This is a genomic window from Actinobacillus minor NM305 (genome assembly GCF_000175195.1).
GTDB classification, from domain to species: domain Bacteria; phylum Pseudomonadota; class Gammaproteobacteria; order Enterobacterales; family Pasteurellaceae; genus Haemophilus_A; species Haemophilus_A minor.
This window is the reverse complement of sequence record NZ_ACQL01000090.1, coordinates 13652-35173: the sequence shown is the minus strand read 5'-3', so window position 1 is coordinate 35173 and position 21522 is coordinate 13652. Positions and strand designations below refer to the sequence as shown.

The following is a 21522-nucleotide window of genomic DNA, read 5'->3' as shown; positions in this document are numbered from 1 at the left end:
ATGACAACTGAAATCCTAACTCCTGTTCTCCCTGAGTCTGTGGCTGATGCGACTGTCGCAACATGGCATAAAAAGGCAGGCGATAGCGTAAAACGCGATGAAGTTTTAGTTGAAGTAGAAACAGATAAAGTCGTACTTGAAGTCCCGTCTCCGGTTGATGGTATATTGAGTGAGATCTTACAAGAAAGCGGTTCTACCGTTATTTCTTCACAAGTATTAGGTAAAATTTCAACCACACAAGCGGGCGATTTTATCCAAAATGTTGCAACAAACAGTGTAGAAGCAACACCAGCGGATAGAAAGACCTCTGCCATTGAACACGATCATTCTGATGCTGATTCACAAGGCCCTGCAATTCGCCGTTTACTGGCTGAACACGGCATTGAAGCAAATCAAGTTCAAGGCACTGGCGTTGGCGGACGATTAACGCGTGAAGATATCAATGCTTACCTTGCAAAACGTGAAGCACAACAAGCGAAATCTGCAATGGCAACGGAACAAAATACAGTAAGCACGGTGGCCTACTCTTCTCGTAGCGAAAAACGTGTGCCAATGACCCGTTTACGTAAACGTATTGCAGAGCGCTTACTTGAAGCTAAAAATTCAACAGCAATGCTAACCACTTTCAATGAAGTTGATATGCAGCCAATTATGACGTTACGTAAAACCTATGGCGAGAAATTCGAGAAACAACACGGCGTACGTTTAGGCTTTATGTCTTTCTATATTAAAGCTGTTGTTGAGGCACTTAAACGCTACCCTGAAATCAATGCTTCGATTGATGGCGATGATGTGGTCTATCACAACTATTTCGATATCAGTATTGCCGTTTCTACACCTCGTGGTTTAGTCACACCGGTTATTCGCAACTGCGATAAGCTTTCTATGGCGGAAATTGAGAAAACAATCAAAACGCTTGCAGAGAAAGGGCGTGATGGTAAATTAACCGTTGAAGATTTAACCGGTGGGAATTTCACGATTACCAATGGTGGGGTATTTGGCTCACTGATGTCTACCCCAATTATCAACCCACCTCAAAGTGCGATTTTAGGCATGCATGCCATTAAAGATCGCCCAGTGGCAGTTGATGGGCAAGTGGTTATTCGTCCTATGATGTATCTAGCGCTCTCTTATGATCACCGACTCATTGATGGACGTGAATCGGTAGGTTTCTTAGTGGCGGTAAAAGACTTACTTGAAGATCCAACACGTCTATTATTAGAAATCTAATCTCAAATGAAATAAAGATTAAAAAGGCATAGTAGACAAATTTGTCTACTATGCCTTTTAAATCAGTAAGCCTAACGTAAATTAAAGTGCTTTTAACACATTAACCATTTCTACCGCGCCTAATGCACATTCAGCACCTTTATTGCCTGCTTTAGTACCCGCGCGCTCAATCGCTTGTTCAATATTTTCGGTTGTTAATACGCCAAACATAACAGGTACACCCGTTTGTAAAGCCACTGCACCAATACCTTTTGCCGCTTCGTTACACACATAATCGTAGTGAGTTGTTGAACCACGAATCACTGTACCTAAACAGATTACGGCATCATATTTACCACTTTCTGCCATTTTTTTAGCAACAAGTGGAATTTCAAATGCACCAGGCACCCAAGCTGTATCGATGTCATCTTCTGATGCACCGTGACGAACTAATGCATCAACTGCACCACTTAATAATTTGTCGTTAATAAAGTCATTAAAACGGGCTGTTACGATACCGAATTTTAACCCTGTTGCAACTAAGTTACCTGTAATTTTTGCCATTTTTAAAGTTTCCTCTGATAAATAAATTTGTAATCATATTCTCCCTCTTTTCTAAAGAGGGATTTTTCTATTAGAAATTAAACATATGTCCCATTTTGGTTTGTTTAACTTTTAAATACTCAATGTCGTTTTTATTGGGTTCAACAATAATCGGTTCACGTGAAGTAATATTCAAACCTTGCTCTCTTAGCCCTTCAATTTTTGCGGGGTTATTTGTGAGCAAACGAATAGATTTTACGCCAAGCATTTGGAACATTTGTGCGCCAATATAGTATTCACGTTCATCTTCTTTAAAGCCTAAAGCAACATTTGCTTCTACGGTATCCATTCCTTTGTCTTGCAATTCATAGGCTCTTAATTTATTAATTAAACCAATGCCTCTACCTTCTTGACGTAAATAAAGCACCACACCTCGACCTTCTTTTTCAATTTGAGTCATTGCTGCCGCAAATTGCTGACCGCAGTCGCAACGTTGTGAACCAAAGGCATCGCCCGTTAAACATTCGGAATGAATACGTGCTAACACATTTTCCCCATCGCCAATATCACCTTTCACTAATGCTACGTGCTCTTTACCTGAAATAATTTCCACGAAGCTATGCGCCATAAAATCGCCATATTTCGTTGGCATTTTCACCACAGAAACCTGTTTAACTAAGCAATCGTGCTTACGGCGATACTCTTGTAGCTGTTGAATGGTAATAAACGGCATATTATGTTCCGTTGCAAATTTCTGAAGCTCCGCCATTCTCATCATCGTGCCGTCTTCAGCCATAATTTCACAACATAAACCAGCCGGTTTTAGTCCTGCTAAACGAGCCAAATCAACGGTCGCTTCGGTATGACCATTACGCACCAACACGCCACCATCTTTTGCAACTAATGGAAACATATGCCCCGGACGGCGGAAATCACTCGGTTTGGCATTATCATCAACTGTTTTTATTGCGGTAATAGAACGCTCAAACGCAGAAATACCTGTTCCCGTATCAATATGATCGACAGATACAGTAAATGCAGTTTCGTGGTTGTCCTGATTAACAGGCACCATTGGATGAAAGTTAAGTTTATTTGCGATCTCTTGAGAAACGGGCGTGCAAATTAACCCCTTCCCATATGTTGCCATAAAGTTGATATTTTCCGGTGTGGCAAATTCTGCAGCGCAGATGAAATCGCCTTCATTCTCACGATCTTCATCATCAGTAACTAAAATAATTTTACCGGCAGCAATCGCAGCAATCGCCTCTTCTACGGTTGAAAATTTAAACATTTCTTACTCTCTTTTCTATATCAATATTTTTATTTAAGGATTAAAACCCTGCATTTTTTAGAAAATCCATTGTCAATTTATCTTGTTGATATTCTGGTTCTTTTTTTAGTAAAAATTGTTCAATATATTTACCCACAATATCATTTTCTAAATTCACTAAACTACCAATTTTCTTCGTGCCTAAATTCGTTTCTTTAATGGTATGTGGAATAATCGACACTCGGAATGAACTCTCATCTGTATCAACGACCGTTAAACTAATGCCATCAATAGTTATCGAACCTTTTTCAATGATATAACGCATCAATTTTGCAGACGTTTTAATACGATACCAAGTTGAATGGTTAGCCGGCGTGATTTCAACAACTTCGCCCGTTCCATCAATATGCCCTGATACGATATGCCCGCCAAAACGTCCATTCGCCGCCATTGCTCGCTCTAAATTAACCGGACTGCTTGGTTTTAGTTCGCCTAACGAGGTACGTTTTAAGGTTTCCGACATCACATCTGCTGTAAATTGACTTGCTGTAAAAGAAGTTACGGTTAAGCAGACACCATTTACCGCAATACTATCGCCTAAATGAACATCACTTAGCACTTTATTTGCATTAATGGTAACAACCGCAAACTCGCCCTGTTTATGAATTTGGGCAATGCTTCCAACCTCTTCAATAATACCTGTGAACATTATGCCACCTCATAATCAATTAAAATATCTTCGCCAATTTGGCTGATTTGTGCATTTGTTAATTTGACAGCTTGTGATAACACGCCAATCCCTTCGCCACCAATCGGTGTTTTTGCCGTTGCGCCCCCCACTAATTTCGGGGCAATATAACAATGAACACGATTAACTATGCCCACTTGTAATGCACTGAAATTCAGGCTTGAACCACCTTCTAATAACAGGCTATCTATTTGCATTTCACCTAGTTTTTGCAAAAGGTCTTGTAAATCTACCCGCTTGTCTTTCACTTTACACACTAAAATTTCTACACCAAGCGGTTGAAATTGTGCGATTTTTTGCAAATCATCTGAAACCGTTGCAATTATCGTGCGATATTCTTTTGCCGTCTGAACCAACTGACAATCTAGCGGCGTTCGAAGCGAGCTATCACAAACAATGCGTACCGGTTGTTTAGCATTTGGCATACGGCTATTTAACATCGGGTTATCTGCCAATACCGTTTCAATGCCGACCATAATTGCACTATATTGATGGCGCGTTTCTTGTACCTTGGCTCGTGCCAATTCGCCAGTAATCCATTTCGATTCGCCGCTACTTGTCGCAATTTTACCATCCGCTGTCATTGCGTATTTCAACAACACATAAGGGCGCTTCGTTTGAATATAGTGGAAAAAAATCGGGTTTAGTCGATCACATTCCTCTCGCATAAAATCGGTTACCACTTCAATGCCGGCGGCTTGTAACTGTTTTACGCCTTTTCCCGACACCAACGGATTAGGATCTCGTGAGCCTATAAAGACTTTTGAAATCCCACGCTCAATCAATAAATCTGAACAAGGCGGCGTTCGACCGTGATGGCAACAAGGCTCTAACGTCACATACGCTGTTGCGCCACGCAGATCGGCATTTGAATTCAAAATCGCATTACGCTCTGCGTGCCAGCCACCAATACGTTCATGATAGCCTTCTGCAAGGATTTCATCATTTTTTACAATGACACACCCCACCAAAGGATTTGGATTTGTCCAGCCTCGGGCTTTTTCAGCTAATGCAATGGCGCGAGCCATATAGTCAAAATCAGTCATAGCAACGTAAAATAGGTAAATTTCGGGCAGGGGAAAGAAAAGGCAAAGCCTTAATAGCAAAAAAACCTTGAATCCAAAGACTCAAGGCTTGCAAAAAAGAATAGGAAAATGACCGCTTAGATAAGCGGTATTTCTATGACTCTTCTTCCATCCAGACTATACTGTCGGTACCGGAATTACACCGGTTCCTGCCAAACCTTTTTCGTTTCGCTCGCGGACTTTACCGCCGATCGGGAATTTCACCCTGCCCTGAAGATAATCTAAAATTGGGGATGATTTTGCTTGGATTCTATAAGAATGTCAAGGTATTTCTACCAGCGATTTCCTTCTTTATTTTCACTTAAACTCCTCATGTTTTGTAAAGAAATTTACAAAATTTACATAAATCACATATAATAACAATACTAATAACATTATAGCATTCACTTTTTTAATTACTCGGAATTTTATAACTATTATCAAGAAGCTTAAGGAGACATAAAATGAATAATCATAGTACGTTTCGCTATTCTTTGCTTGCCTTACTTGTTTCAGGTGCTATTTATAGTGACACCTATGCAAGCACTGTCCCTAATCATATTAATTACCAAGACTATCGTGACTTTGCCGAAAATAAAGGCAAATTTACAGTAGGTGCTAAAAACATTGCAGTTCATAGCACATCAGGCGCTGTATTAGGCACAATTATGACTAAAACACCAATGCCTGATTTTAGTGCAGTCAGTAAAAATGGTATTGCAACCTTAGTTAATCCTCAATTTATCACTAGCGTTGCGCATAATACCGGCTATACCACAATAAATTTTGGCTATAACGATATTCAAAATCAAGACTATAACTACCTCGTGGTTGCACGCAATAATTTTGCCGAGACACATTCTACTAGCTATGATGATTATCACGCACCACGCTTAAATAAATTGGTCACTGAAGCTGAACCTTTACCTATTCATTACTATGGCGAAGATGCCACAGCTTATCGTAACCCTACTCATTTTTTAGATTATGTAAGGCTAGGTTCCGGCTCTCAATATCAAGGTACAACGCCTGATGATAAAACAAATTTATCGGGCGCTTACAAATATCTTACAGGGGGAACACTCCCCGCTTTTGCAGATACCGTTGGAAAAGGCGTTCTCTATTTTAAACGTAGCTTTAACAATGCTCAAGGAGCAATGCCTTCTATGATTGAAGCTGGAGATAGTGGTTCTCCTTTGCTTGCCTATGATGCGAAAAAGAAACAATGGGGATTTATTGGCGTAGCAAGAGGTATATCAAGCAGCAAGATGTGGTACACCCTTGCTAAACAAGATTTTACGGATCAAAAAGTTAAAGAAACATATGCCGGAACGCTAAATAATACCCAAACAGGTGCTTCATTTAGCTGGGTTCCAACAGGAAATACCAGCCAAATTAGTGGCGTCGGTAAACGCCTACAAGTGGATCTTAAAGATGATGATAGTGTTAATACATCTAAGGAATTTCTAGCACTTAATCACGGTAAATCTGTTATTTTTACAGGAAAATCAGGTGTTCTTACCGCAAGCCAAAATATCCACCAAGGTGCCGGTGCTTTAGAATTTGAAACAGACTATACCGTTAAAGGTACAACATCCAATACAACTTGGGTGGGGGCTGGTGTTGTTGTTGCTGAAAATAAAACCGTAAACTGGCAACTCAAAAACCCTGAAGGTGATCGTCTATCAAAATTAGGCAAAGGCACTCTTAATGTAAGTGGCGCAGGTGTAAACCAAGGTGATATCAGCGTTGGCGATGGAACCGTTATTCTTGCGATGAATACTGATGCCAATGGCCAAAAACAAGCTTTTAATAAAGTTGAAATCGTTAGTGGACGTTCAACGGTTGTATTAGCTGATGATAGCCAAGTAAAACCTGAAAACATTGTTTTTGGATATCATGGTGGTCGTTTAGATTTAAATGGCACAACCTTTAATATCACCGCAATTAACAATCAAGATGAAGGCGCTCAAATTGTAAACCACAACAATAATCAAACCGCTAATCTTATTATTCGAGGTAATGGAAACGTTGATACCAATCTGACGTGGGGAACATGGGGAAAAGCAGGGGCTGATATTTATGAATATATCAACACCCATCATAACAATCGCAAAGATTATTTTGTACTAAAAAACAACGGGAACCCAAACCACTACTACCCAACTAACCAAAGCAGTAATGCAAGTTGGGAATATATTGGTAGCGATAAAGAAGCTGCAGTACGCCAAGTTCAAGCCAATAAACTGGCTGAAGCATTAACTTGGGGGCAATGGGCAACATCAGGGGCGGATATCTATGAGTATGTTAATACCCATGCAGGTAACCGTAAGGACTACTTTGTCCTAAAAAATAATGGTCGCGCAAACCAATTTTTCCCAACAAACCAAACAAGTAACGAAAGTTGGGAATATATCGGTAGCGATAAAATAAACGCTATTGAAACAGCTTTTGCTCAAAAAATGGCTAAAGAACTCACTTGGGGAACGCTAGGCTCTGCAAGTGCGGATATTTATGAGCGCAAAACAGCAAACCGCACCGATTATTTCACGTTAAAAGAAAATGGTAATGCGAATAGTGCCTTCCCAACCACTCAAACCAGTAATACACATTGGCAATATATTGGTAGTGATCTCTTTACGGCAGTAACAAAGGCTCTATATCAAAAAGAAATCGCTAATTTAACGTGGGGAAATTGGGGCAAAAGTGGTGCAGATATCTATGAATATATCAATAACCACGCTAGAAATCGCACTGATTATTTTGTCCTCAAAGAAGGGGGAAACGCAAATAGCTTCTACCCGACAAACCAAACGAGTAATGCAAGTTGGGAGTTTTTAGGCAGTAACAAGGATGAAGCAATCAAAACCGTTTTATCTCGCCAATATGCCAATAGCCACATAGAAACATTTGCTGGGATGATTGGTGAAACCAGTGGCACAAATGGCAAAATGAATGTTACCTTTGCACCAACAGATGCCAAAGATACACTGGTAATGACGGGAGGAATGAAGCTAAACGGCGAATTAAAAGTCAATAATGGTGCAGTCATCCTTTCAGGAAGACCTGTTCCTCATGCTTACGACTTTATCAACAATCAAGAGGTTATTTATGATAATGAGTGGCTCAATCGCGAATTCAGAGCCAATGCCTTTAGCGTAAACCATGATGGAAAACTGATCTTTGGGCGTAATGCAGAACTTGCAACAGGCAGTTTCTATGCAGCACAAAACGGTTTATTACAATTGGGCTTTGTTCAAGGAAATACCCCTGTTTGCCAACGCTCTGATTACACGGGCGTTACAACTTGCCAAACGCCAACCGTAGGAAAAGAGGCATACGACAGCATTCCAACATTACAAGCTAAAGGTAATGTTCGCTTGTGGCACAATGCTCAACTGCATATTGGTAAATCTATTTTATCTGGTGCAATCACAGCTGATAAAGAAACCAAAACCACCATTGAACATGATGGCCAATGGTTAATGAGCGGTAACAGTAGTATTGGAAGCCTCATTTTAAATGGTGGTGTTGTTGATCTCAACGCAGACAATAACCATAAAGCTTATCAAAAACTGACTATTAACGGTAATTTATCTGGCCAAGGACAATTTATTTATCTTACAAACGTTACGGCTGGTAAAGGGGATCATGTTACGGTAAATGGAACCGCAACGGGGAGTTTCTCTCTTTCGATGGCGAATACAGGGACTGAGCCTAATTCCGTTCTACCAATCAGTCTATTTACCGTAGATAACCATAGCCAAAATGCAAAATCACTAAAACTTTCACTGAATGAAAAAGGCTACGTTGATTTGGGTACTTATCGCTATATTATTAAAAATCAAAATAATGACTATCTCTTATATAGCCCTTTACGAGATGCTCAAATCAATAACAATTACTCACAAATTCAGTCTCTACTCTCTGATGCACAACAATCAGCTAAAGACTATGCTGAAGAAGTGATAGAACTGAGTAACAAAGTAAAACAAGTTCAGACAGAGCAAAAAAGTGTCAAGTTATCCATGGACAAAGCTCAACAACAAGTGAATGAACAGCAAGCCAAAGTAAATAGCTTGCCGTGGATTCGTTTTATTGCAAAAGCTCAAGCACGTAAACAGCTAACCAAGCTACAAAAGCAATTAGGTGGCTACACTAACTTATATAGCCAGCTTCAAACAACCATTGAAGCACTTGATCGCTCAATTCTACATGCGCAAAATCAGAAAGCGAATGCAGATGCCCAACTTGAAGCTGTCGATTTGATGGTTAAAGATATTCTTGTTAAAGCTGAGAAATTATGCTTACAAACGGAGTCCGCTGGAATTTGTAATGCCGTTGTGAATTTAACCTCCGCAGAACCTAGCGATAATACTCAAGCAGATCGTGTGATACTTAATCAAAAAGATGGCATTAGCCGTTATACTAATGCAGCTTTATCTGAGCTTTCAGCACAAATAGGCGCGTTACTACAAGTAGAACGCAATCTTCATCGAGAACTGGTTACACCGAAATATGAGCCTTTATCGGTATGGGTAAACTACGACTATCAACAAATTAAATCAGACTCAAATAATTATAGAGGATATCAAAAAAATAGCACCTTAACGCAATTAGGTGTGGAAGGCGAAATGTCTAAGCACTTCCGCTTAGGAACGATACTTTCCTCTGTGGATTCATCGTTAGATTATGATCAAGCACAAGGTAAAGGAAAGCTAAATATGGCAACACTTTACTTAAAAGCACAATCTGAAAATGGTTGGCTTTCAACCCTTGAAGCAAGCTATGGTCAAACTAAAAATGAATTACAGTTAGATGGTGAACGTAAAAATATCAACAGAAACACCTCAGCATTTGGAGTGAATTTTGCTAAAGCTTGGCAGCTAGAATCGTGGAAAATTCTGCCTTCATTCGGTATCAAGCGTTATCGTTTATCTGGAGAAAATTACACACTTAATGGTGCAAATGTACAACTTAAACCACTAACATTTACAAGCTATCAAGCAGGCTTATCGCTTTCTCGTGATTTTATGCTTGATAACATGACCATTACGCCACGTATAAGTACGATTTATATTGATGCTCGTCATCATTCTAACGTTGAAAACGCTGTAACCGTCAATGGAAACCCATTGGTGCAAAAACTAGATCGCCACTTCAACCATGAATTTGGTATTACCTTTAAAGGTAACAACTGGTCTGCTGATGCCAATATCGGGGTAATCTCGAGCAAAGAAATGCAAAGACGGCGTTATGCTGGATTGAAAGTGGGTTACCACTGGTAAAAATTCAAAATCATTTTTAAATACCCTTTATCTCTAAATAAAGGGTATTTTATTTAAAATCTCCTCATTTACCGAATAGAGAAATCGAAAATTCCCCCTTGTATTTCCATTTTTAGCCCCCATAATGGATAGACTATAAATAAAGATAATTTAAGAGAGCAAATTTATGGCACCAAGAAAAAAGAAAACAATTGAACTACCATTGCTTCCGTTACGAGATGTCGTGGTGTTTCCGCATATGGTTATGCCATTATTCGTTGGGCGTGAAAAATCTATTCTTGCGTTACGTGCAGCGATGGATAGCAATAAACAGTTATTTTTAACCACACAAAAAGATCCTCAAAAAGAAGATCCAACACTTGATGATATTTACGATATTGGTGTAACGGCAAATATTATTCAAATGCTTAATCTGCCTGATGGCACAGTGAAAGTGTTAGTTGAAGGTCAAGCTCGTGCGAAAATTGAAAAAGGGCACGATGATGAAACAGGCTTATGGGCTGAAATTAGTGTGATCGATACACAAGAAAATAATAACGATGAAGAATTAGCTGCACTAGCAAAAACGACATTAACGGAATTTGAAACTTACCTTAAAAATAACAAAAAAATTCCTGCGGAAATTCTGGCTAAATTGCAAAAAATTACTGAATTTGACCGCTTGGTCGATACAATTTCGGCGAATTTATTAACGCCTGTCGCAAAAAAACAAGCACTATTGGCTGAACCAAGTCTGACTAAACGTTTTGAGTTATTACTGGTTGCAATGGCAACCGAGCTAGATTCCATGGAAATGGATTCTCGTATTCGCGCCCGTGTTAAACAACAAATGGAAAAAAATCAGCGCGATTACTACTTAAATGAGCAAATCAAAGCGATCCAAAAAGAGTTAGGCAATGGCGAAGATCAGGAACAAAGTGAACTTGATAAATTAAAAGAAAAAATCAAAGAAGCTAAATTGCCGGAAGAAGTCTTAGCCAAAACAGAAGCTGAATTCAAAAAATTGAAGGCTATGCCACAAAGTTCATCTGAAGCTGCGGTAATTCGTGGTTATATTGACTGGATTTTACAAATGCCGTGGCATAAAAAATCTGCAGTGAAGAAAGACTTAAGCAAAGCGCAAGCGATTTTAGATAAAGATCACTATGGTTTAGAACGTGTAAAAGAACGTATTGTGGAATATCTAGCTGTTCAAAGCCGTTTAAATAAACTTAAAGGTCCTATTCTTTGCTTAGTTGGACCTCCAGGCGTTGGTAAAACCTCTCTAGGTCAATCGATTGCCAATGCGACCGGACGTAAATACGTGCGTATGGCATTAGGTGGTGTGCGTGATGAAGCTGAAATTCGAGGTCATCGCCGTACTTATATCGGTTCAATGCCGGGTTCATTGATGATGAAAATGGCAAAAGTGGGCGTGAAAAACCCATTATTCTTACTCGATGAAATCGATAAGATGGCACAAGATATGCGTGGCGACCCAGCTTCTGCTCTATTGGAAGTGTTAGATCCGGAACAAAACAAGGCATTTAACGACCATTATTTAGAAGTGGATTACGATTTGTCGGATGTGATGTTCGTGGCAACCTCTAACTCGATGAATATTCCACCAGCATTATTGGATCGTATGGAAGTCATCCGTCTTTCAGGTTATACCGAAGATGAAAAATTACATATTGCGAAAGAGCATTTAATTGCAAAACAGCAAGAAAATAATGGCTTAAAAGCAGGCGAACTTACTATTGATGAAAGTGCTATTATGAGCATTATTCGTTACTATACTCGTGAAGCCGGTGTTCGTAACCTTGAGCGAGAAATTGCTAAAATCTGTCGTAAAGCCGTTAAAGCCCTAGTGTTAGATAAAAAGCTGAAGTCTATTACCGTAACGGAAGATAACATTACCGATTACTTAGGTGTAAAACGTTTTGACTACGGCAAAATGGATAATCAAAACCGTATCGGCGAAGTTACAGGCTTGGCTTGGACGGAAGTTGGTGGCGATTTGCTTACGATTGAAACCGCTTCTGTTCCGGGTAAAGGTAAATTCTCTTACACAGGCTCATTAGGTGATGTAATGAAAGAGTCTATCCAAGCGGCGATGATGGTTGTTCGTGCAAGAGCTGATAAATTAGGTATTGCGGAAGACTTCCACGAAAAACGTGATATTCACGTTCACGTACCAGATGGTGCAACGCCTAAAGATGGTCCAAGTGCAGGTATTGCAATGTGTACGGCATTAATTTCAAGCCTTACCGGCAACCCTGTTCGTAAAGAAGTGGCTATGACCGGCGAAATCAGCTTACGTGGAAAAGTGCTTCCTATCGGTGGTTTAAAAGAGAAATTGCTCGCTGCCCATCGTGGTGGCATTACAACGGTAATTATCCCAAAAGAAAATGAAAAAGACTTAGAGGAAATTCCGGAAAATGCAAAAGCCGCATTAAACATTCATGCTGTGGAAACCATTGATGAAGTGTTGGCTATTGCGCTAGAAAACCCACCGGAAGGTTTGGAAATCCTAGCAAAGCCATCTGCGGTTAAAGTCAAAAAAACACGCACTAAAGCGGTTATTCAATAACCATAACAAATCGTTGCTAATCTCTATTAGCAACGATTTTTTTATCTTTTGTCCAACTTTCCTTAGGGCTTACCCTAAAATACCGCTTATATTCTCGGCTAAATTGACTTGGACTTTCATAGCCAACTTGAAATGCCGCGGTTGAAATTGACAAATTTTCTTGAGAAATTAACCGCTTGGCTTCCAGCAATTTTAATGTTTTTTGATATTGCAAAGGCGATAAGGTGGTCAATTTTTTAAAATGAGCATGAAAGCCAGACAAAGACATACCACAACATTCCGCCAGTGTTTCTACCTGTATGCTTTCTCGGAAATGTGCCTGTAAATACGCCGTTGCTTTAGCAATTTTTTGCGTATTTGAGTCAAAGCTGACCATCTGTTTTAACTTATCGCCTTGCTCCCCTTTGAGTAATCGATAATAAATTTCTTGCTGAATAAGTGGTGCAAGAAATTCAATATCTTTTGGATTTTCGTGCAAGATAAGTAACCGTTCAAAAGCATTACGTAATTCAGGGCTTAAATCCCATTGAGTAAAAGCGGTAGAATTTTCCGATTTTTCGGCAAAAAGTGCGGGCTGTTCTAACAAAATTTTATTGACGGCTTGTAAATCTATTTTCATTGATAACACCACAAAAGGCTTTTCTGGTGTTGCTTGCTTGATCTTACCGCACATAGGCACATTCACAGGGCAAAACATAAAATGCCGTTCGTCAAACAAATAGTATTGTTCGCCTAATTGCACTTCACGTTCCCCTTTTACCACAATACAAATACTGGGTTCTTGAATAACATTTTCATAGGAAAATGGGTGATCTGAATGATAAATAACTAAGCCGTTAATTGGCGAATAATAGGTCTGATTAGGCGGAATAACTTTTAATAAGTGCTTAAATTGCTGTTCTGATAACATAATAATTTAGAGAAATAGGCAAGAATTTTAGATAAATGATATACCGCAAAATTGTTCAGATCAATATACTAACGCCATTGAAACAAACAACAGAAGGAAAATATAATGAAAATTTTTTATCACACATCAGCAACAGGCGGTCGTGACGGCAGAACACAAGTAGATGACGGCTCAATCGGCTTTGATTTAGTGTCATTCCAAAATGAAAGTGGCAAAATCGGCACAAACCCTGAACAACTTTTCGCGATGGGCTATGCGGCTTGTTTTGATAGCGCAATGAACCATGTTGCACCGAACTTAGGCTTAAAACCAACTTCATCAAGCACAACTGTAGGCGTAGGTATTGGTCAAAAACCAGATGGTGCATTCAGCCTTGATTTAGACATTACCATTACTGTGGCGGGTTTAAGCGTAGAAGATGCGAAAAAACTCATTGAAAAAGCTCACGAAGTTTGCCCATATTCAAACGCAACACGTGGCAATGTTGATGTGCGTTTACATGTAAATGTAATGCAAACATTTGATTTATAATAATACTGGCCCTACGCTCTAGCTTGGGGTTTCTTGATTTTGAAGGAAGGAAATACAATGATTACCCTACATTATTTAAAACAATCTTGCGCCCATCGTATTGTGTGGTTACTTGAAGCCTTAGAATTAGATTACGAGCTTAAAATCTATGATCGCGATCCACAAACCGCGCTTGCTCCTGCTGAATTAAAAGCACAGCATCCACTTGGTAAGGCCCCGGTGCTACAAGATGGCGATTTAATTCTTGCAGAAGGTACTGCAATTATTCAGCACTTACTTGATCGCTATGATGATGAAAACCGCTTTACCCCAGCCCACAAAACGGATGCTTATTCTAACTATGTATATTGGCTAGCAATTTCTGCCTCTATGTTTTCAGCAAATATGTTTGCATTACTGACAAAACGTGGCGATTTTGGTGACTTTGCTCAATATGTTGCAGCACAAACACCACTTTATTTCAATCATGTGGAACAGCATCTTGAAGGGAAAAAATGGGTTGTCGGCGAGCAACTCACAGGCGCTGATTTTGCGATGAGTTTCCCACTGCAATGGGGATTAAATTACCTCAACAAAGCTGATTATCCAAATATTGTTCGCTACATCGAACAAATTGAAAATCACCCAGCCTATCTCAAAGCTAATGAGAAAACAAAAGGTAACTTGGATTTAAGCCGATTTTAGTCTATTTTTGTTCCCCCACAAAAAAGCGACTGTTTGACCTGTCTGAAGGGGTAAGTGATATTTGCCCCTTCGGTATCATTCAATCCTCTCTTTTTTCCCCAATGTAACATGCCATTGTGTTCTCACTTATATCATTAACTGTCAGGCAGATTCACTTATATCAGGCATTTGGATACCTCAAATACTCGGCTTTATTATAACAATAATAGGCTATTGATATTGCCTATATAGTGGTGAAATCCCCGCTCATCCGGGCTTTGTGAGACAAATTTTCATTCAAAATAGGGCGTTTTTTTGTTAAAATCTTCCAAATTTTGGATGGCTAAATGTTTAAAATAACACTAGCTATCCTAGCTGCAAGCGGTTGTTTTTACACAATCTTTTTCGATTCTCTATAAAGACAACCTATGATAATCATCTTTGTCGAAAAGAGAGTACTACAATGCACCAATTAGCCAATTATCTAAATAAAGTATTAGCTGAACTCAATTTAGCTAAATTACAACCATTCAAAGACCATGAATTGGCTAGTTTTCTTCGTAATGAGCTCCCAAAAGAAATAGCAAGTATTCTGAAAAATCATCAAGTTACGTCGTATTCAGTAAAAGGACATCCTGGTAATGGCGGTTGGGCTGATGTACTTTGGATCGAAGTTATCCATCCTAGTATTACAAAATCTGTTCAATCTGATATTTATCCAACGTATCTATTTAAATCCGATGGTTCAGGTGTTTATCTATCTTTACAACAGGGCGCCGATAAACTATCTAGTGAACAGATTGCCGCGCTTGGCGCTTTTAAATCCTCGCTCTCACTTAAAATTCCTGAGTTGAAAAATTGGGACACTCATACCATTAATTTATTAGCCTCAACCGCACGTAGTAAGAATTACGAAAAGACTAACTTAGCTGCAAAATTTTACGATAGCAAGCATATTCCTTCAGACGATGAACTCACTCGAGATTTATTAGCAATACTAGCGCTGTATGAAAAAGTTGCTAAACAATCAAAAGTAGCACAAACAGATGAAAAACCAATGAAACATTCTATTCAGTCAAATACACTGTCTCTCCCCAAACCTTTCCTCCTTCTCGCTGGTGTTTCAGGGACGGGGAAATCACGTTTTGTGCGAGAGCAGGTGCCGGAGGAAGAGCGCAAAGAGCGTTATCAATTAGTCGCTGTTCGCCCTGATTGGCATGAGCCATCGGATCTATTGGGGTATGTTTCTCGTTTAAGTGGTCAGGCGCAATATGTGATGACCGATGTACTGAAGTTTATTGTGAAAGCTTGGAAAGCTGTCGCAAACGTAGGTTTGCTCCGCAATAATGAAGTAGCAGGCTCAAAAGCGCATCTAGAACAAGTTCCGCCTTATTGGTTGTGTTTAGATGAAATGAATCTCGCACCGGTGGAGCAATATTTTGCCGATTATCTTGCCGTGATTGAAAGCCGTAAATGGGTATGGCACAACGACAATGAATTTAGCTATCAAACGGAGGCTTTATTAAGCCCAACAGCTTGGGAAAATATTGCGAATTTTAAAGAACAATTAGATGTTGATGATGAGCTTTGGGATTTCTTTCAAACCAACGGTATTGGTATTCCCTTTAACTTAATTGTGGCGGGGACGGTAAATATGGACGAAACCACTCACGCCTTTTCTCGCAAGGTCTTAGATCGTGCTTTAAGCTTTGATTTTAGTGAATTTTATCCAAATGATTTTGATGCGTTTTTTGAACCGAAAACACAAGAAAAACAATTAAGTTATCCGGTTTACTCTCAAATCACACAAAATGATTTTGATAACTTAGAGTTTGCTAGCAAATCTATCGAGTTTCTAACCGCACTTAATAAGCAGTTTGAGAATACCCCATTCAAATTGGGGTATCGCGCATTGAATGAATTGTTATTGAGCGTCAAATCCTTTCAACCTCAAACGGATGAAGATCTCCAAGCCGTTTGGGATGATTTTGTGATGTTGAAAGTGTTGCCACGTATTGAAGGTGATGAAAATAAACTTTATTCGGCTACGCAAGAAGGTCGATCTGTATTGGATGCGATAGAAACGGTATTAGCAGAACACCTAAGCGATATTTGGCAAGACAGCGATGCTGTACGTGTTGATTTTTGGCAGACGGATGCTCAAGGCGAGCTACTGAAAACAAAATGTCGCACCAAACCTAAATTAGCTAATATGAAAGCGCAATTAACAAACCATGGAATGATCAGTTTTTGGTAGGTGGATATGAAAAATGTAAACGCTGAATTTGAAATTCATCATCAACGTGAGCTTGAATTCGCCCTATTTTGTATTGATTTTGTCGCCAAAGAACTCAATATCCCAGCCAAATTGGTATATCAAGAATTAGCTGAAAGTGGTTTGCTGCAAAATTACATTATTGCAAATTATGAAATGTTACACACTCTTGGCAAAGATTATTTAGTGTCGGATATTATTGGCTTAATGCGTGAAAGGAATTTAATATGATTTTATATCATGGCTCAACATTAGAAATTTCCCACCCAGATATTGCTTTTTCGCGTGAGAAATTAGATTTTGGACGAGGATTTTACACAACACCAATAAAACAACAGGCTATTAACTGGGCAATGCGCTTTAAACGGTTGGGAAAAAGTGCGGTATTAAACTGTTATGAATTTGATGAAACCTTACTTTCTCAGTTTCATATTAAAGAATTTGATGTTTATAGTGAGCAATGGCTAGACTTTATTTTAGCGAATCGAACAGGACAAGACGTTGAGCATTTTGATATTGTGCTTGGTGGCGTGGCAAATGATCGCGTTTTTAATACCATCGAATTGTTGCTTGAAAATTTAATCTCGAAACAAGAAGCTCTTGGTCGATTGATCTACGAAGAAAATAATCAACAAATTTGTTTTCTCAAACAAGAAATTTTAGATCAACACCTCGTTTTCAAAGGGAGCGAAAAGCTATGATGGCAAGCCCTGTGTTGTTACAACGGAAATATGCACGCATTATTGCGTTGCTTGCAGATCAGCTACATATTTCCTTGGCTGAATCATTAGATCGTTTTATGTTTTCAAAAACTTATGAGCTAATGAGCGAAGGCGTGGCGGATATGCATTGTTTGAGTGATGGTTATTTAGTGGAAGAAATTATCCGAGAGCAACAAAATGGATAATGCAATTTATACTTATTTGGCCATTGATAGCGCAGATAGTATCGTCTTTAAACTCTCTATTTATTCTCATCATCTTTCTGTTCGCCAACTTCGCTACGTGCAAACTTTGCAAAAGCGTGGCGAGGAATCCCCTACCTGTTATGTGAAAATTAATGGCGAAAAACAACCGCTTGAGAATCCTATTTTCTTTGAAAATAGCCGTTATGATATTGAATGGGAATTTCATCAAGATGTTAAAAATGTCCAACTTAAACATGATTTAAACTCTATCAATAATGCCTTTCGCTTTAATGCCAACAAGCAACTTTTTACAGGAAGTATTGAAACGGCAAATGATATTGGGTGGTTTACTTTACGGCTAAGTTATGAAATTAATAGTGTCACTTATCCTTTTGATTTTGCTTTTGAAGTCTTGCCAAGCAAAATGGATTTACATCAAGATTTGCCCGCAATGTATCAAGATATTGACGCAGAATATCCTCTTTGGCGGTTTAATCTTGCGGAAAAAACCAGCCAAAATGTGAGCGATAGCTTAAGCCGTGAGCATTTTCCGCTTTTTTGGTTAGCACAATTCCAACGTTTACAAGAAGATTTTGCTCACGCCTTAAATGTAATTGCTAATAGCCCACATCATCGTTTACAAACGGTTGAAAAATATCAAAAAGCGGAAAGAATGAAAGGCAAGGTGCCTGAACGCTCTGCGATGAAAATTCGTAACGATTTCAAAAATGGCTTGTACCATAAACGCTATGCAATAACGGAAAAACGTTTATCGGCAGATACGCCAGAGAACCGTTTTGTCAAAATGGCGGTGGTACGTTCATCACAAATTTTAAGTAAATTTGACCGCACTTTACGTCAAGAAAATGCGAAAAATGACCGCTTGTCTGCCGCTTTTTTTGAGCGTTTACATAGCTGGCAGAAACCATTAAAACAGATGCAACATCAGCCTTTCATGCAACAAGTGGGCGAATTTCAAGGATTGATGAAAGAAAGTTTGGTTTTACAACAACGCTCAGGGTACAGTCGAGTATTCCAAATTTGGCAAGAGTTGAAACATTATTTAAACTTGTTTGAAAATCAGACTGAGATTTCACAAAAATCCGTTGCTGAAATTTATGAGGTTTGGTGTTTTTTAGCTTTAAGGCGCTGTTTACTTGCCTTGGGCTTTAAGGAAAAATTTAAAAATAAGGCGAATTTAGTTGAAAGTGGGGATTTTAGTTTATCTATGCGAGATGGTATTCGTGGTGCATTTCACTTTGAGAAAGATGATATTCGAATCCGCTTAGCACACGAGCCTAAATTTACTAAACAAAATCGAACCCTTCGCTCTTTTGTTACCCCACAAAAGCCTGATATTTTTCTGGAAATGACATTCCCTAATCAGCAACGTTATATTTGGTTGTTTGATGCGAAATATCGAATCAAAACGGAGCAAGAACAAGGGGAAAACGATGATATTGAGCATGTGGATTATGTGCCAGATGATGCGATAAACCAAATGCACCGTTATCGTGATGCCTTGATTTTATTAAATGAAAACGAACTTAACCCGAAGTCTCGTCCTGTCTTTGGTGCTTTTGCGTTGTATCCAGGATTTTTTAACCAGCAAAAAGAGAAAAATCCTTATCAACAAGCCATTGAGCAAGTAGGAATTGGGGCCTTTGCCTTATTGCCTACACCAGATGGCGATCATTGGCTGAAAACATTTTTACAAGAAAAATTACTCGGTACGGAATCGCTGCAATCTCAACTATTATTGCAACATGAGGCACGTATTGCCGATCATGGTACGCAACAACGTGTATATTCTAATTTAGTATTGATGATGGCATTGGGTGAAGATCGTTCTGAGCAATATATTAGTGATTTCAAACAAGGTAAACTTAAATGGTATCATACCCCTGTTGCCACATTTAGGCTGAAAATTGCTGATTATCTTGCTAGCGAAATTCAATTTTTAGCTTTGGCATTTGAAGGTAACATTGAGCGAATTTATCCCGTTAAACGCATAGAAAAACTCAAACGCTCACAAATTACATTCGAGCAAGCGGGGAGCCAAAATCCAAGTGATGAAGAATACTATCTTTTCGAGTTAAATAAGCCTTTACGGCTGGAACAACCTATTTTAGGTGTTCCTCAATTAGATGCTCAAGGTAAAGGTTTCCGTCATTCCATTAAATTAACCACATTGGATAAGCTGGATGATAAATTGATGTTTGATGAAATTGAGGCGGTGTGGGAATAAAAAATGCCTTAACTTTAGGTTAGCAAAGGCATTTTATCACACATCAGCAACTGATGGTCGTGATGGTAGAGCACAAGCGGATGATGGATCAATCGGCTTTGATTTAGTGTTATTCCAAAATGAAAGTGGAAAGAGCGGCACCAATCCGGAACAACTTTTCACTATGGGTTATGCCACTTGCTTTGATAGCGTAATGAATCATGTTGCCCCTTTATTATCATTCAAAGCTCTCTCTTTTCTCGCCCCCAAATATAATTCCCTGCTGTTTTCTCGCTTGTTCCATTAATTGGCAGACTGATTCGCTTATATCAAGCATTTGTTCAGCAAGTGCCCTGTCTTGGCAGTCAATCATCTGAATAAATTGCTGAAATTCATAGAACATTCTATGCTGTTGCTCAAATTGAAAAGATTGCTTTTGACCGTTATTATCCACAAACTCAAAGTAATTCATCGCATTTGCCGGCATAGGAATGGTAATACAGCCTTGATCGCCTTGAATAGATAACATCACTGGTGCATTACAATCTTTAGCCCCAATACAAACTACCTTAAATGTTGGATAATCTAACAACATAATACCGCTGGTATCAATGTTTCGTTCAATATTGGCGACATAAAAACAAGATTGTGGCTTACCAAATAACCCAAGCGCAAAGTGCAAATTATAGACATTTAAATCCATCAATGCCCCACCTGATTTCTCAGGGTCAAAAGCAGGAAGAATTTCCCCCATTTTAAAGCGGTCATATCGGGAAGAATATTGGCTATAATTTAAACTCACAATTTTGATTTTACCTAATGCTGAAAGTTGCTGTTTAATTTTGAGATAAGCAGGCAAATAATGCACCGTAACCGCTTCTATTAAAATTTTATTTTGAGCCTTAGCTAATTCCCTTAATTGCTGAAACTCATAATAGTTTGATGTTATCGGTTTTTCTAAAATAACGTGTTTACCTGCTTCAAGCGCTTGTTTTGCAAAACTAAAATGCAGATGATTAGGCAGGGCAATGTATAAAGTATCTAAATCAGATTTCAACATCTCCGTATAATCAAAAAAACAATCAGAAATTTGATATTTTTGCGCCAGCTCCAACGTTTTTTCCTGATTTCGTCCATAAATCCCCCATTTTGCGATAGGAAGAAGCGAACGAATGTGCATTAAATCTTGCACAATCATACCCGTCCCCACAATTCCCAGTTTCATTATGTTCTCCTTTTAGACTATGGTTATCTCGGGTATGATAGACAAAATAGTTGCTAACATTAAAAATAAAAATTAACAAGCTTCTGCCTA

16 protein-coding genes, 1 pseudogene and 1 riboswitch are annotated in these 21522 nt (G+C 38.9%); of the genes and pseudogenes, 11 read left to right on the top strand and 6 right to left on the bottom strand.

The window, feature by feature from the left end; genetic code table 11:
• Positions 1-1230: a 2-oxoglutarate dehydrogenase complex dihydrolipoyllysine-residue succinyltransferase gene (gene odhB / locus AM305_RS05460; RefSeq protein WP_005823847.1), complete on the top strand. Its 1230-nt coding sequence runs from the start codon at positions 1-3 to the stop codon at positions 1228-1230.
• A gap of 81 nt (positions 1231-1311) precedes the next feature.
• On the opposite strand, the gene ribH is transcribed toward odhB, so the two are convergent.
• The 4 genes from ribH to ribD form a co-directional block, all read right to left on the bottom strand.
• Positions 1312-1773: a 6,7-dimethyl-8-ribityllumazine synthase gene (gene ribH / locus AM305_RS05455; RefSeq protein WP_005823845.1), complete on the bottom strand. Its 462-nt coding sequence runs from the start codon at positions 1771-1773 to the stop codon at positions 1312-1314.
• 70 nt (positions 1774-1843) lie between these two features.
• The gene (locus tag AM305_RS05450; RefSeq protein WP_005823843.1) at positions 1844-3043 is read right to left on the bottom strand and encodes a bifunctional 3,4-dihydroxy-2-butanone-4-phosphate synthase/GTP cyclohydrolase II; all 1200 of its coding nucleotides are present in this window, start codon (positions 3041-3043) and stop codon (positions 1844-1846) included.
• Between the two features lie 40 nt (positions 3044-3083).
• The gene (locus tag AM305_RS05445; protein WP_005823841.1) at positions 3084-3731 is read right to left on the bottom strand and encodes a riboflavin synthase; all 648 of its coding nucleotides are present in this window, start codon (positions 3729-3731) and stop codon (positions 3084-3086) included.
• The gene (gene ribD / locus AM305_RS05440) at positions 3731-4816 is read right to left on the bottom strand and encodes a bifunctional diaminohydroxyphosphoribosylaminopyrimidine deaminase/5-amino-6-(5-phosphoribosylamino)uracil reductase RibD (RefSeq protein ID WP_035294029.1); all 1086 of its coding nucleotides are present in this window, start codon (positions 4814-4816) and stop codon (positions 3731-3733) included. The genes AM305_RS05445 and ribD overlap by 1 nt, the downstream gene beginning before the upstream one ends.
• Positions 4817-4951: 135 nt before the next feature.
• A riboswitch (FMN riboswitch) is annotated at positions 4952-5077 on the bottom strand.
• 221 nt (positions 5078-5298) lie between these two features.
• On the opposite strand from ribD, the gene AM305_RS11825 reads away from it, so the two are divergent.
• Together AM305_RS11825 and lon are read left to right on the top strand one after the other, a co-directional pair.
• Complete coding sequence (locus tag AM305_RS11825; RefSeq protein ID WP_005823837.1) at positions 5299-10122, top strand: S6 family peptidase; 4824 nt, start codon at positions 5299-5301, stop codon at positions 10120-10122.
• A 166-nt stretch (positions 10123-10288) separates the two neighbouring features.
• Positions 10289-12694, top strand: coding sequence for an endopeptidase La (gene lon / locus AM305_RS05430; RefSeq protein ID WP_005823835.1), 2406 nt, complete (start codon positions 10289-10291; stop codon positions 12692-12694).
• Positions 12695-12710: 16 nt separating this feature from the next.
• Here the strand turns inward: lon and AM305_RS05425 are convergent, their stop codons facing one another.
• A complete protein-coding gene (locus AM305_RS05425) occupies positions 12711-13604 on the bottom strand; it encodes an AraC family transcriptional regulator (RefSeq protein WP_005823833.1) in 894 nt (297 codons plus the stop codon).
• A gap of 105 nt (positions 13605-13709) precedes the next feature.
• Between AM305_RS05425 and AM305_RS05420 the strand changes: the two genes are divergently transcribed.
• The 8 genes and pseudogenes from AM305_RS05420 to AM305_RS12750 all read left to right on the top strand — a co-directional run.
• On the top strand, positions 13710-14135 hold the full coding sequence (locus AM305_RS05420) for an organic hydroperoxide resistance protein (protein ID WP_005823831.1): 426 nt from the start codon (positions 13710-13712) through the stop codon (positions 14133-14135).
• A 57-nt stretch (positions 14136-14192) separates the two neighbouring features.
• Entirely contained in the window at positions 14193-14819 is a 627-nt protein-coding gene (locus AM305_RS05415) for a glutathione S-transferase family protein (protein ID WP_005823829.1), read from the top strand.
• A gap of 442 nt (positions 14820-15261) precedes the next feature.
• Positions 15262-17055, top strand: coding sequence for an MrcB family domain-containing protein (locus AM305_RS05410; RefSeq protein WP_005823826.1), 1794 nt, complete (start codon positions 15262-15264; stop codon positions 17053-17055).
• 6 nt (positions 17056-17061) lie between these two features.
• Entirely contained in the window at positions 17062-17304 is a 243-nt protein-coding gene (locus tag AM305_RS05405) for a DUF3791 domain-containing protein (protein ID WP_005823824.1), read from the top strand.
• On the top strand, positions 17301-17774 hold the full coding sequence (locus tag AM305_RS05400) for a DUF3990 domain-containing protein (RefSeq protein WP_005823822.1): 474 nt from the start codon (positions 17301-17303) through the stop codon (positions 17772-17774). The genes AM305_RS05405 and AM305_RS05400 overlap by 4 nt, the downstream gene beginning before the upstream one ends.
• A complete protein-coding gene (locus AM305_RS05395) occupies positions 17771-17980 on the top strand; it encodes a DUF3791 domain-containing protein (protein ID WP_005823819.1) in 210 nt (69 codons plus the stop codon). Before AM305_RS05400 ends, AM305_RS05395 begins: the two co-directional genes overlap by 4 nt.
• Positions 17973-20228 carry a restriction endonuclease-like protein gene (locus AM305_RS05390; RefSeq protein ID WP_005823817.1) on the top strand — a complete coding sequence of 752 codons (2256 nt, stop codon included), beginning with the start codon at positions 17973-17975 and terminating at the stop codon, positions 20226-20228. Before AM305_RS05395 ends, AM305_RS05390 begins: the two co-directional genes overlap by 8 nt.
• Positions 20203-20454, top strand: a pseudogene (locus AM305_RS12750) (OsmC family protein); the annotation flags it as partial. The gene AM305_RS05390 and the pseudogene AM305_RS12750, both read left to right, overlap by 26 nt.
• Here the strand turns inward: AM305_RS12750 and AM305_RS05385 are convergent.
• On the bottom strand, positions 20446-21432 hold the full coding sequence (locus AM305_RS05385) for a Gfo/Idh/MocA family protein (protein WP_005823815.1): 987 nt from the start codon (positions 21430-21432) through the stop codon (positions 20446-20448). The pseudogene AM305_RS12750 and the gene AM305_RS05385 overlap by 9 nt on opposite strands.
• Positions 21433-21522: the final 90 nt, after the last annotated feature.